This window comes from Phenylobacterium sp. (assembly GCF_036963605.1).
Classification (GTDB): Bacteria; Pseudomonadota; Alphaproteobacteria; order Caulobacterales; family Caulobacteraceae; genus Phenylobacterium.
Window position 1 is genome coordinate 1 of the sequence record NZ_JBALUY010000087.1, and the last position, 12,698, is coordinate 12,698.

Annotated in this window: 9 protein-coding genes and 1 pseudogene; 1 reads left to right on the forward strand and 9 read right to left on the reverse strand. The window is 69.2% G+C overall.

Translation table 11 applies throughout. From position 1 onward, the window contains the following. From V7702_RS14500 to V7702_RS14540, 9 genes are all read right to left on the reverse strand, one after another. Nucleotides 1-1,239 (reverse strand): Y-family DNA polymerase (locus V7702_RS14500; protein WP_335650808.1); only part of this gene is annotated, 1,239 nt, incomplete at its 3' end. Next, nucleotides 1,236-1,739 carry a LexA family protein gene (locus tag V7702_RS14505; protein WP_335650809.1) on the reverse strand — a complete coding sequence of 168 codons (504 nt, stop codon included), beginning with the start codon at nt 1,737-1,739 and terminating at the stop codon, nt 1,236-1,238. The genes V7702_RS14500 and V7702_RS14505, both read right to left, overlap by 4 nt. 67 nt (nt 1,740-1,806) lie before the next feature. Beyond that, nucleotides 1,807-2,277, reverse strand: a complete 471-nt coding sequence (locus tag V7702_RS14510; RefSeq protein ID WP_335650812.1) for a DUF2493 domain-containing protein — start codon at nt 2,275-2,277, stop codon at nt 1,807-1,809. Further along, nucleotides 2,213-2,737, reverse strand: a complete 525-nt coding sequence (locus V7702_RS14515) for a hypothetical protein (RefSeq protein ID WP_335650810.1) — start codon at nt 2,735-2,737, stop codon at nt 2,213-2,215. Before V7702_RS14515 ends, V7702_RS14510 begins: the two co-directional genes overlap by 65 nt. 237 nt (nt 2,738-2,974) lie before the next feature. Continuing rightward, nucleotides 2,975-3,583, reverse strand: a complete 609-nt coding sequence (locus V7702_RS14520; protein ID WP_305284752.1) for a DUF6927 domain-containing protein — start codon at nt 3,581-3,583, stop codon at nt 2,975-2,977. A gap of 36 nt (nt 3,584-3,619) precedes the next feature. Further along, on the reverse strand, nt 3,620-4,519 hold the full coding sequence (locus V7702_RS14525) for an ArdC family protein (protein ID WP_335650811.1): 900 nt from the start codon (nt 4,517-4,519) through the stop codon (nt 3,620-3,622). Nucleotides 4,520-4,657: 138 nt separating this feature from the next. Beyond that, the gene (locus tag V7702_RS14530; protein WP_305284750.1) at nt 4,658-8,917 is read right to left on the reverse strand and encodes a bifunctional class I SAM-dependent methyltransferase/DEAD/DEAH box helicase; all 4,260 of its coding nucleotides are present in this window, start codon (nt 8,915-8,917) and stop codon (nt 4,658-4,660) included. 132 nt (nt 8,918-9,049) lie between these two features. Continuing rightward, entirely contained in the window at nt 9,050-11,080 is a 2,031-nt protein-coding gene (locus V7702_RS14535; protein WP_305284749.1) for a ParB/RepB/Spo0J family partition protein, read from the reverse strand. Between the two features lie 84 nt (nt 11,081-11,164). After that, nucleotides 11,165-12,070 carry a toprim domain-containing protein gene (locus V7702_RS14540; protein ID WP_305284748.1) on the reverse strand — a complete coding sequence of 302 codons (906 nt, stop codon included), beginning with the start codon at nt 12,068-12,070 and terminating at the stop codon, nt 11,165-11,167. 353 nt (nt 12,071-12,423) lie between these two features. Here V7702_RS14540 and V7702_RS14545 point away from each other — a divergent pair. After that, nucleotides 12,424-12,698, forward strand: a pseudogene (locus V7702_RS14545) (hypothetical protein); the annotation flags it as partial.

Sequence of the window (12,698 nt, forward strand, 5' to 3'; positions counted from 1 at the left end):
GTCCAGGCGCGTCGTATAGCGCGGCGTCCGCCACTCGGCTTTCTGCGTCCAGCGCGTGCGGCCCGTGGTCGCCCCGATCACCACGCTGCCGCGCCCAAACCGGCGGTTCGAGGCGTCCAGCGCCGCCATCAGCCGCCCTGATCGCGCCGGATCCTTCGCCGCCAGCAGGCTTGCCTGCACCTGACCTGCGGGAACTAGGCCCTCGCAGAGGACGCCGGCCTTGCTGTAGCGATACCCGTCCCGCCAGGCCTGGCGCGCCGCCTGCCGCGCGCCGGCGACGAGCTCGGTGCTGTCGGCCGTAGCTTCCAGGAAGGTGACGGCGCCACTGGCGCTGTGATGCGGCCCCGCGCCAAAGGGATTGGTGTGCATGAACACCGACAGCCGCGGGGCGACAACGCCATTGCGGCGCAACTTCTCACCTACCCGGCTGGCGAAGCTCGCGACCGCCTGCAGCAAGTCGCCTAAGTCCGTGATCGGCTGGCCAAAGCTTCGGGTCACCGCGCACCCCTTGCGGCCCGCCGGAACCTCGTCCCACGACAGACAGGTCTGGGCGCGCAGCTCCAGTACCAGGCGCTCGCCCACGACGCTGAGCACGGCGCGGGCCTGACGCGGATCGAGGTCACGCAGTTGGCCGGCCGTGGTCACCCCCATGGCCGTCAGCCGAGCGGCATAGGCCGGGCCCACGCCCCAGACGTCGCCAACGGGCAGATCGTCCAGGGCCGCGGCGCGCACCTGCGGGTCGCTCAGATCGCAAACGCCGTCCAGCGCCAGCGTGCGCTTGGCCAGGTGGTTAGCCACCTTGGCCAGGGTCTTGGTGGGACCAAGCCCGACACATGTCGGAATCCCGGTCCACTGGCGGACCGTCGCGCGCAAGGCGCGGGCGTGACCGACCGGATCGGCGAGACCGCTGAAATCGAGGAAGCTCTCGTCAATGCTGTAGACGACGACCTCGGGCGCGAAGCGCTCATAGACGGCGTTCACGCGCCGGCTCATGTCGCCATAGAGAACGTAGTTCGACGACAGGGCCGTGACCCGTTCGCGGGCGCAAAGCTCGCGGACCTTGAAATAGGGATCGCCCATCTTGAGGCCGATCGCCTTGGCCTCGGGGCTGCGCGCGATGATGTTGCCGTCATTGGACGACAGCACCACGGTCGGTCGTCCTTCCAGGCGCGGATCGAAGACCCGCTCGCACGAGACGTAGAAGCAATTGCCGTCGCTCAGCGCGATCACCGGCCTCATCGGCTCGGCCGATGCGCGCGCAGGGACCAAGCGACCACGCCCCAGATGCTGATTTCACTGTGCGGGTCCGGCGCGAAGGGCGGCGACAGGGGATTGTCATGGCTGAGGGTCGGCCGGCCGGCGACATAGGCGAGGCGCTTGACCGTCGGCTCGCCGTCGACGACAGCGACCACCACGTCGCCGGAGACAGGGGCCAGCGAGCGGTCGCAGACCAGGTAGTCGCCGTCCAGGATGGTCGGCGTCATGCAGTCTCCGGACGCACGCCACAGAAAGGTAGCGGCGGGGTTAGTGACGACCAGGCGACTGACATCGATGGCGTCTTCGATCCAGTCGTCGGCCGGGCTTGGGAATCCGCAGCAAATGCGAAAGCCCACGAGGGGGAGGGGAAGGGGAAGACCGATGACAACAGGACGCATGAGACCTCGAAAGCCTGCCGACACGGGGGCAGGCGGCGAGGTCGAGAACATAAGTAGAACATTTGCGCCCCGGCAAGGGGGCATCGCGCCTGTCCACAGACCGCCAACAGACAAATGGGCGTGACCGCGCCAGCGGCCACGCCCTGCGGGGTCAACCGCGGGTCTTCACTGGAAGGTGGCGGATGCCTCGTTCAGCGGCCTTTTGACCGAGATTGAGGGCGGGTCCGAAGGGCTGCAGTGACGCCCCGCGAGCGCCGTTCAGGGTGTTCGCCAGGGTCAGGACACAGACCGGTTCGAGGGCGATCAATTCGTCATTGGCCCGGAAGGGGGCGGCGCGGCCGTTCTTGTCGAAGTCGGCCTTGGCGAGCACCAGGGTGACCGCCTTCTGCTTGGCCCACTTGATGGCGATCTTCTCCCCGCCCTTGGCCCCTGTCGTCGCCAACGCCATGTCCGGCCATTGGGCCTGGGCCCAGTTCAGCGCATCGAAGATGCGATGGGCGTCGTCCTCGGTGTCGGCTTGCGGCGCGGCGCGGAACGCGACGATGGTGGCGCCAGGGTCAGTCGCGGCGTGCTTGCGAGCCTTGGCGGTCCGCAGGGCGTCGCGCGTCGATCTGGGCGGCAGTCAGGCGCGAGGCCTTCACATGTCCCTTCCAAGGGGACCACACCTCGCCGGTCGCCGTGGTGTAGCTCGCCGCAGCGGCGTCTCGCACGAACTCCAAGGCCAGGCAGGCGACGTCGGCGGCGCGGGCTTTTCGGGTGGCGTCCTGCATCTCGGTGTCAGCGATCTCGGAGCCGTCGAAGTCCCGGCTCAGCCGGTTGAGCTCGTCCCTGGCCCGATCCGCGTCCCGTTCGATGCGTTGGGCGGCCGAGTGAAACGCCCCGATGAGCGTCTCGCAGATGATGGCCTGGAAATCCTCGAGTGCGGTCTCGCCAAAGACATCGAGGGTCTCGGTCAGCACCGCATGACCCAACTGGATCAAAGCATCCTCGTGAGGGTGGGGCCGGGGGTCATCCAGGGTCAGAGCCTGGGCTTCGAAGTGGGTGAGCGCGCCGGTCAGCGGCGCGAAGGCGGAGGAGGGCATGAGGGAGATCCTTGTCGGAGTGGGGTTCTGAGCCCGTCGGCTCGACGACCGCCCAGCGCCGACGGCTGGGGACGCCCACAAGGGCTTTGAGCGGAGCGTCCCTTGTGGGGGGCGCCAGACGGTGGCGAGGTCTCAAGAGCCGGAGGACTCCAGGACCGCAGCACCGCCGACACCAACCGTTTGCCGCCTCGGCTTCAGCGTTTGGCACTGCCACGCACCACCCGTCCGCCCATGCGCTCAGGCGTGACTGCGCCCCGCCTTCCGCTCGATGAGGTAGACGCGGTCCTTGAGCTTGGGGATGCGGTAAAGGCCGCCCAACTCGCTGCGATAGACGAGACCGCCGCGCTTGCGTCCAGGCAAAGAGACCACCTCGAAGCGGGAGAACGTCCGGCCGTCTCGAAACAACAGCGGCTCGGCCAGCACGACGACATCACCAGGCTTGGGTGTCGGCTTGGCGGCGCGCCCAGCCCGAAGGGCCAAACCCGACCGGCACCGCTCGCGCCAAGCCAGGGCGTTGGTGTTGTCGGTCGCCGTCAGCAGGTCGAGAATGCGCGCAGGGCAGTCGGACTCGCACGGGCCCATGGATTCGGACATGTCTTTGTAGCCGAACACCAAGCCTTCCCGGTCGCGGGGGTTATGGCGCACCAGGCACACCAAGCCCCAGACCTCCCGCACCTCCGTTCCGGCGCTGATCCATTCGACGGCGGCGTAGTAGGTGCGCCGTCCGAACACACTTGAGGCCAGCACGCGAGAACGGCCGGTGTGCCGGTCGTAGGTAAATTGCGCATCGAGATAGGCTTTGGGGGTCGCGTGCCCCTCCAGCGAGCGCATGTAGAGCCAGCCCATGGCGGCCTCCTTGCAAGATGATGGGAAAGGCCGGCTTCAGGCGGCCAAGTCGGCGACCGCAGCCTGGGCGCTGAACGCCAGCAGATAGTCGACGGCCCGTTGGGCATGGCCGGACGCTTCGAGAAGGGCCGAGGGACGATGCCGCAGGATTTTCGCCCAGTGGCCAAGATAGGCCGCATGGCTGTCCAGCAGCTGCGGTGCGAGCCCGATGCGTAGACCGAGCGCCGCCGCGCCGATCTCGGCGACCAGTTCTTCGAAGGCGTAGGCCTCGTCGCCGAAGCGTTTGCCGAAGGTGCGATCCAACCGATGAGCCGCGCCCGACCAGTGCAGCTGCTCGTGCGCCTTGGTGGCCAGGAAGTCGTCGGGCGTGTCGAAGGCTTCAGGAAGGGGAAGCCGGATCAGATCCAGCGCCGGCACATAGCAGGGCGTCCCGCGGCCAAATTCCACCCGAGCCGGGATCGGATCCAGCACGGCGTTGCGCGCTGCCGCGCGGGCGGCCGGATCGGGTTCGACGACGTTGAGATATTGCTGCGGACAGTCTGTCAGCTGCTCGGCGTTGAACACGCTATAGGTCTTCAAGTAGCGCAGGATGCGAGGATCGCCGGTGTCGTCGGCCGGCCCCACGTCGGCTCCATCGGCGGGATCACCCACCATCCGGGTCTTGTAGAGGATCGCGGGCGAGCCCTTCTCACCCTTGGCCACAGGGGCATTGATCGAAAGCGCCTGGCGGAAGGTGAACCAGTAGGGCGAGCGATAGCCGCGCAGCGCGCCCGCGAAGGCGAGAAGCCAGGCGTTGCTGCCGCTGAAGGGCTCACCGGTCGCGCGTAGTGGCGCCTTGGGATCGGCGCTGGCCTTCCAGGCCTGGCGCCACGGCGGCACGCCAGCCTCGATGCGGGCGATGATGTCATTCATCAGGTCGTTGAGGGGGTTGGACATGGGAACCTCGGGCTCGCCCCCGGGCCAATCCCGGAGCGCTTGCCCGCTCCGTCCCTTCCTCCAGCCCTTTGCCCGCCAGGCCGCCGGCATGGAAAGAGCCGCCGGCGGATCACCGGCGGCTCCCTCATCCCAGATCTGCTAGGCCGCGGCCGGCAGGATCGTCTGGGCCGGCCAGCGATCGAGGATCTCGCTCAGCACGTCGGGTCGATCGGTTGGCACAAAGACGCGCGGCGTGTAGGCGATGATCTCAACGAAGCAACCAAGCGCCACGAAGCTGGTGCGCTGAGCCCCCGCCCCGACGATCTCCAGCCGCCAGCGGTCCATCACCTTGGCCCGGCGCAGCCACAGCCCGCCGCTCAAGGCCACGGAGGCTCCCTCCGAAAGGACCAGCCGGGTGGCCGCCTCGCCATCACCTACGGCGCTGGCGGTGTCAGTCAGCCCCAGCGCTATCTTCAGGGGCGTGACCTGGGCCGGGTCCAGAAGACGGCCAAGCCAACGGCGCCCATCAGGCGCCTTCAGCCGTCGCACCGAGGTCCGCTTGTCAGGCAGGCTGCTCCAGATCGGCAACAGCAAACCCGCCACCAACACGAGCTCGCGGGTGACCCACGGGTCCGCCGCCCCCAATTCGGCGTCCCAGGCCGCGCGCCAGGCGGCCTCGTCCGTCCCCTCCCACGCCGATTCCTCATAGGCCTTCAGCGGCGCGACGCTGCGCTTCTCAGGCCGGATCAGACGGACCGCCGGCACGAGCCGGTCGTCGTCGTTGGTCGTGGTCAGGCCCTGAACGACCAAGGCCGCGCGGCCGGACTTCGAATTGACGGCGAACACCCGTGCTTCCGGATCGGTCTCAGCCAAAGCTGTCTCGGCGCTCATCAGCGCGCGGGCCGTGCGCACTTGGAAGCGCAGCAGACGGGTTTCCGCCCCGGTCACCGCATCCGTGCGGATGACCTCTTCGTCGAGCACCGACAGGTCGTCGGCGACGATGTCCTCCATCCCCCGGTCGAGCGCTCCGGAGGCCGCCGCGCGCTCTAGGATGCTGGTCAGGATCTCGTCGAACGCCGAGAACAGGCTGTTCTGATCGGCGATGCGAAGGGCGAGCAGCCGATTGAGGAAGGTGTTCATCGCCGGCATGTCGTCAGACGCCCGCAGCTCGCCGTCGCCGTCCATCAAGCGCAGGCCGGTCTTGGCCTCGAAGGTCTCCCGGTCCATCGCCTCGACGTTGCCGAAGTGCAGCGCGACGTAGAAGGCCTGCAGCGCGCGGTGCGCCCAAGGGCTTTCGAGATTGTCCTCGGCCCGGAACAGGCCGTTGCCCGCTGTCCGGCGCTCGCCCCGGGTCAGGGCGCCCAGGCTGTCGAGCCGCCGCGCAATGGTCGACAAAAACCGTTTCTCGCCGTGGATGTCCGTGGTCACCGGTCGAAACAGCGGCGCAACGGCCTGGTTGGTGCGGTGCGAGCGGCCTAGGCCCTGGATCGCCGCATCGGCTCGCCAGCCCGGCTCGACCAGATAGTGGACCCGGCGCTGCTGGTTGGGGACGCCCAGATCGGCGTGATAGCTGCGCCCGGTCCCGCCCGCGTCGGAGAACACCAACACGCGCTTCTTGCCGCTCATGAAGGCGTCGGTCTCGGCCTTGGCGGCCGAGGCGCTGCGCCGCTCGACCACGCGGCGGCCATCGCGGTGGATCACCCGTCGGCTGCGCCCGGTGATCTCAGCGACCTGCTCAGGACCCAGCGCCTCGAGCACGGCGTCCAGCACGCCCGGCACTGCCGGCAGGCAGGCCAGATGGGTCACCAGTTCGTCGCGCAGTCGCAGAGCCGCCTGGCTGACGACAGGCGCGCCATCGACCATCACCGGGACCATGGTGACGTTACCGTCCTCGTCCTCGACCGCGTCCATCGCCATGATCGGGAAGGCCCCCATCAGATAGTCGAGCACTTGATCCTTTGGCGTCAGATCGACGGCGAGGTTGTTCCACTCCTCCGGCGGGATCTCGGCCAGCCGCCGCTCCATGACCGCCTCATTGGTCGAAACCACCTGGACGATGGCCGAGCGACCGGCCGCCAGGTCGTTGCGGATCGAAGCCACGAGGGACGGCGCCTTCAGGCCGGCCAGCAGATGGCCGAAGAAGCGCAGTTTGGAGCCCTCAAAGGCCGACATTACGGCCGACGCCGCCTGGCCGCTCTTGGGCTTGCCGTCTTCGGTGACCCCAACCGCCTCCAGCGCGGCGCGCAGATTGTGGTGGATCAGCTGGTAGGCGTCGGCCCAAGCGTCCCAGATGCCGGTGTCGTCGGCGCTCAGTGGATGACGCAGGGCGTCGTACTCCACGCCATCGAACGACAGCGAGCGGGCGATGTAGAGACCCATCGCCTTCAGCTCCCGGGCGATCAACTCCATCACGGCCACACCGCCGGTCTCGACGGCGTCCATGAACGCCTCCCGGGTCGGGAACGGCGCATCCGGGCCGCCCCACAGGCCCAGCCGCGCGGCATAGGCCAGGTTCTCCGGAGTCGTGGCGCCCGTCGCCGAGACATAGAGGATGCGGGCGTCGGGCAGCCGGTTCTGCAGGGCCAAGCCCGCCATGCCCTGCTGCGAGGCCTTCTTGGGCCCCCGCGCGCCTTTCGCGCCGCCAGCGGCGTTGGCCATGGCGTGAGCCTCGTCGAAGACGATGACGCCGTCGAAGTCCGCCCCCAGCCAAGCGACGATCTGATCGAGCCGCGACGCCCGGTCGCCGCGCGCCGGCTGGCGCAAGGTGGCGTAGGTGGTGAACAGGATGCCGCGATCGAGGCGAATGGCGTCGGCCTGCTTCCAGGCCGATTGCGGGGTCAGGTCGCTGGCCGCGCCGCCGATGGCGGTCCAATCGCGACGGGCGTCCTCCAACAGAGCGTCGTTTTTGGACAGCCACACGGCGCGGGTCCGCCCCTGCGAAAGGTTGTCGGCGATGACGCCGGCAATCTGGCGGCCCTTACCGCAGCCGGTGCCGTCGCCAAGGAAGAACCCGCGCCGGAAACTGACCGCGTCCGGGGTGTCCTCTCCCACCAGGATCACCTGGTGCGGCGCGTCACCGAGCCGCCAGCGGCCGGGCAGCAGGGTGGCGTGCGCCTCGCCGGCATAGATCACCGTCTCCAGCTGCGCGTCCGAGACCAGGCCCTGGTCTGTAATCTTGGCGGGCAGGATCGGCCGGTAGGTCGGCGCCGGCGGCGCGACCGAGGCCATGGGGCCAGATTCCACGAGGGGGGAGGGGTGGGGACGGCCCTCCGGGAAGCCGATGCGGCCCAGCCGGTATGCTTGGTAGAGGCCGACATCGTGTCCCTCGCCCGACCACGCCTTGGTCACGTAAGCGAGGGGGGCCGTCGTCGCCAGAAAGGCAAGGCGGTTCGATGGGGTCGCCAGGGCGCGGGCCCGCGGCGCCAGGATGGCGACGTTGGAGACGGCCCGGAACTGGCGGGGCTGGGCGCTCGGGCGCGGCGCCACGGCGCCCGCCGCCCGGGCCGCATCGGCCAAGGTCTCGGCCGCGATCACCGGAGCGGTCTCGCCAGCCTGGCCCCGGTCCACAACCAGCAGTCCGGTCTCGACGGAAGTCCCGTGCTTGGCGTAGGCGCGGGGCGGGAAGGCCAGACGCAGGACGACCGCGCCCCGCGCCGCCAGACGGCGCATGGCTGCGGCATCCTCGAACAGCCGCGTCGGGACGATCGCCGAGAGTCGCCCGCCGTCGGCCAAGGTGTCGAGGGCGGCATGCAGGTGGTCTTCCAGCACCTGGAAGGGCGGGTTGGCGACGACCGCGTGGAAGTTGCCGGACGCGGGCAGGATGTCTTTCAGATGCCGGGCGTCATGGGCGCTGCGAGCAGCCAGGGGAAACAATCCCTCCAGGATCGCGCCGCGTTGATCGGCGATCTCATTCAGGGTCACGCATCCGCCGCAGGCCTCGGCCAGCACGGCCAAAAGGCCATTGCCGGCGGACGGCTCCAGGACCTGGTCGCCCGGCCGGATTTGGGCTGCCAGCACCGCCAGGGCGCCCAACTGCGGCGGCGTCGAGAACTGGTCCAGCGCGACCTGCTCTTCACTGCGCCGCGTGTGGGTGAGGCCCAGGTCGGCGAGGTTGGCCAGCAAGGCGCAGATCTCGGCCGGCGCATCTTCCAGCCGACTGATCTGCGGCGACAGGCGACGCAACTGCAGGACCAAAGCGGCCTCGACGGCGTCATAGGCGTCGCGCCAGATCCACGCGCCTTCGGCGTCGGAGCCGCCGAAGGCCATGGTCATGGTGTTGGCCACCAGCCGGCGGTCGAGCGCCCGAGAGCGGTTCAGCTGCGGGGTCAGGGCCCGGGCGGCGGCCAGGACGTTGGCGGCCTTGTGTGACGCCGGATCAGCGGCGGCTGTCGGGGCGAAGAGGGGGAGCATGGCGTTCATGACGGGGTTTCCGCTCACCCGCGGCGGAGGGCGCCTCCCTCCAGTCCCGACGGGCTCGCCCGTCCACCCCCTGCCTTGATCCTTTCGGGGCATAGCGAGAGCCCCCGCCGATGGGACGGGGGCTCTCGTGGATCAGGCCGCGATGGCGTCGGCGAGCGGCTCTGCCTCCGCTTCCCCTTCCGCCTCGGGTCCAGCCAAGCTGTCGACTTCAGCGTCTCCAGCGTCCTCGTCAGCCCGGGCCCCGTCGTCGGCCTCGTCGAGCGCCGCCGGGCGATCCCAGGACAGCACCGCCGGCGCCCACTGCCGTTCGGCCGCCGCCTCGGCGACAAACGTCACCAGGGCGTCCTTCTTGAGGGTCTTGGCGCGGTCGTCTTCCACCTCCAGCTCGTCCAGCATCGCCAGCAGCTGGGCCTTTGAATGGACCGCCAGATAGGCCTCGTCCGGCGTCCAGTGGGCCGAGATGTCCGCGCCGCACAGGGCCGCGATCTCGGCCGCCTCGGCCCGAGCGCCGTGACGAAGAAGGCTGGTGCGGGCTTCGCGGATGTTGAGGGACACCGCCGTCAGCTCAGCCAGCAAGGCCATCTTCTCCCCGTGGGGCAGGGTCTCAACCCAGGTGATCGGCCGCAGCCCCGAGGCGCGATAGGCCTCGCGTCGGGCGTCCAGCCGGCCGCGCACCTCCCCGTCCAGCGCCGCGATCGGGGCCTGGGATCCGCGCTGATAGCGGGTGGCGGCGATCTGCGAGGCCGAACCATCGAGCGCCCCGCTGGAATGCAGGGCCAACTGCTTGAAGAGCTGGGCGACCAGGACCGTCAGCGCGGCGCTTGGATCATCGGCCAAGTCACGGATCAGACCGCGGGTGGCCACGTCAGTGCGGGTCTCATGCAGGACGTGACTGGCGCCCTCGACCTCCACATCCGCGCGGGGAACTTCCACGTCGTTGGAGGCCCCGCCAAACCGACCGCCGGTCGACACCTCGTCGTCCTCGGCTTCCTCTTCCTGCGGCAGATCCTCGATGGGGAGAGGGACCGAGAAGAAGGTCGCCGCCAGGCCGTGCCCATCCGACGGGGTGAGCAGCACCGCACCGATCTTGCTGCGGGTCAGCACCGCGCCCGCCGTCACGCCGAAGGCGCTCACCAGGGGCGCAAGCTGGGCAGGCGCCTCTTCCGTAGACGGATCAAGATCCTGCAAAGCGCTCTCGAGTTGGGTGACCTGATAGCGGGCGTCGGACAGGGCCGTCTTCTGGCCCTCGTCCAGATCACGCTCCCAGACATGCGGGAGACGGAAGAAGCCGTCCGGCGCGCTGTAACCGGCCTCCCGAGCGACATACACGGCCAGGCCTTCGGCCTTCAGGTGGTCGACGATCGGCTGCACGCGCTCGCGCCAGGCGCCCTGCAGGACCTCCGGATCAAGCAGGTAGTCGGGGTATTCGCCGAACAGGTCGGAGGCCACCCGGCCGCCGGCGGCCAGATAGCGATCCATGCCGACCAGGGTGAAGCGGTCGTCCTCGACCGTCGCGCGGTCATGCTCGACGACGGCGCGCAGCTGATAGTCCTGGAAGTAGCCGTCGAGCGCGGTCTGGGCGATCTCGGCCTGCTGCTTCTTGTCGGGCAGGCGGGCGAACAGGCGGACCTGCTTCAATGTCAGTCGCCCCTGCCGCAGCGCCTTCAGCACCGTCGGATGGACGGCGGCCAGGGCCTCCAGGCGCTTGATTTCCAGCTCGGCGTAGCCGAGCGCGGTCGAGATCGCCTGGGTGTCCATCTTCGCCTTCCGCAGCTTGCCGATGGCGGTGATGACGTCGGCGATGTGGACCGGCGCATGCTCAGTGTTCGGCAGCACGATGGCCGCGGCCTGCTGGGCCGGGGTCTCGGCCAGCAGGCAGTCGATGCGGTAGTCGTCGTCGATCTCGCCGCGCTCGCGCAGCAGGATCAGGCCAAAGCGCCGGCGACGGCCATCGAGCGCCATAAACAGGGCCTCGCCCTTGCGCCCCGGACGCACGATCGGCGGGATGACCACGCCGGCGGCCAGCAGGGTGTCGGCCAGCTGCGGCACGCCGTCATCGGCCGGCTCCTGGAAGCGAAGGTTTTCCTTGGCGAGGCCAAGGTCGCCGAGGCGCACTTGGATGCGGCTCATGGCGACCGGCGAGGTGGGGGATTGATCGGTCATCGGGGTCTAGCTCCTCGCGCCTGGGCGAGGGACATCCTGCCCCTGGGCGCACCCGCCCGATCCCTTCCTCCCTCCTTTTGGAATTCAGCTCAGGACCGGGTCCAGGAGCCCCGCGGCTTCCGCCTCATTCCAATCCCCAAAGCCGTCAGGCGGCAGCGCGACACGCGCCTTCAGGCCCGCAGCCGCCAGGCCCGCCCTCAGCTGTTCGGCCGACGCCTCGCCGTCGACGCCGCGATCGGCGGCGATCAGCACCTCGCGCACGCCCTGCGGCGGGCGCCAGTGGCGCAGATTGCGCGTCGACATCAGCGCCCAGGCCGGCAGGCCGAAGCGCGCACTGGCCGACAGGGTGGTGAAAAGCCCTTCGCCGACCAGCATCTGTGACGCGGCCGCATCGATGCGCACCGCGCAGTTGGCCGGCGAAGGACCCACGGTCTTGCGGCTGAGCCGCAGATCGATCGCCCGCCGGGCGTTGGGCGCCAGATAGGTGACCTCGACAGCAGTGAACGCGCCGTCCTTGTCGCTGATCGCCGCCAGCAGGGCCGGACGGTGATGGCGCGTCTCGGTGTAGGCCGAGACCGGCGTCTGCCCGCCGTGGCGCAGCACGTCGGGGCCGGGCAGGGGGCGGCTGACGCTCCGCTGGGCGCAATGTCGCGCCGACAGCGTCCCACCCAACGGCCTGCCGGCCTCCCAGATCCGCAAGGCGGCCTGGCGGCGTTCCAATCCGGTCGCTGCGCCGGCGGCCTGAGCCCGGCGCGACTGCGAGAGGCTGGTCGGCGCATTGTGCGCATCGACCAGGCCTTCGCCGCGCAGGTAGTCGAGCACGTCCTTCCAGTCGCCGTCGCCGAAGGTATGGACGATCACCCGGCCTTCTTGCAGCAGCAGCGAGACCGAACGGTCGGCGGCGCTATGGCCGGGCGCAGGAATATTCGCCCGCAGGCCTCGATCATAGAGATCGCCGCCCAGGGCCTGGACGATGGGTCGCAAGGACATGGGTCGATCCTCCTTTGTCCCTCAAGGGTCGCCTGAAGGCTCCCTTTCTCCACCCTTCCGCCGCGCCGCAGGCCGGCCCAAATCTTCAGGGGCGTTGCGGGGACCTCCCCGCTAGAGGGGGTAGGCGCTCAAGGCCTGCCTTTGCGACTCAGGGGGAGGGCGCTCCCCCCCGCCTCGCGCACGACAAAATCCACACGCCGATGTTGGCCCACTGCACAGGTCTCAACGAAGACGTTCAAAATTACGACGCCAGCCCGGCAAAACCGGGCGGACATTGACGCACACGCCTAAGGTCGCCCGCGACAGCACAGTGCTTTTCTGCCAAGTTAAGCACGATTGAAGGGGAGCAGGCTTTGCCGCAGCAGATGATGGCTGAACGGGAGACAGAGACGGACGCCCGCGAGGAGGCCTGGGTCATCGCGACCAACCCGGACTTCCCGATCCGTGCCCGCAACGTCAATTGGTTCCTGGAACGCGGCGGCTCGATCAAGGAAGTCCGACTCACCGAATCGGAAACCGGCGAATGGAGCGTCTGGCTGCGCCTGGCTGGCCGCTCGGGCGAACACCGCCTGGCCATGTTCAAGTCCGACGAACCGCGCGTCTATCGCGACGTCGCCCGCGCCATCGC

Coding starts and splice junctions, on each gene's coding strand:
- V7702_RS14530 (WP_305284750.1), bottom strand. CDS start 8,917: ATGAACGCCATGCTCCCCCTCTTCGCCCCGACAGCCGCCGCTGATCCG.
- V7702_RS14535 (WP_305284749.1), bottom strand. CDS start 11,080: ATGACCGATCAATCCCCCACCTCGCCGGTCGCCATGAGCCGCATCCAA.
- V7702_RS14520 (WP_305284752.1), bottom strand. CDS start 3,583: ATGGGCTGGCTCTACATGCGCTCGCTGGAGGGGCACGCGACCCCCAAA.
- V7702_RS14525 (WP_335650811.1), bottom strand. CDS start 4,519: ATGTCCAACCCCCTCAACGACCTGATGAATGACATCATCGCCCGCATC.
- V7702_RS14505 (WP_335650809.1), bottom strand. CDS start 1,739: ATGCCCCCTTGCCGGGGCGCAAATGTTCTACTTATGTTCTCGACCTCG.
- V7702_RS14515 (WP_335650810.1), bottom strand. CDS start 2,737: ATGCCCTCCTCCGCCTTCGCGCCGCTGACCGGCGCGCTCACCCACTTC.
- V7702_RS14540 (WP_305284748.1), bottom strand. CDS start 12,070: ATGTCCTTGCGACCCATCGTCCAGGCCCTGGGCGGCGATCTCTATGAT.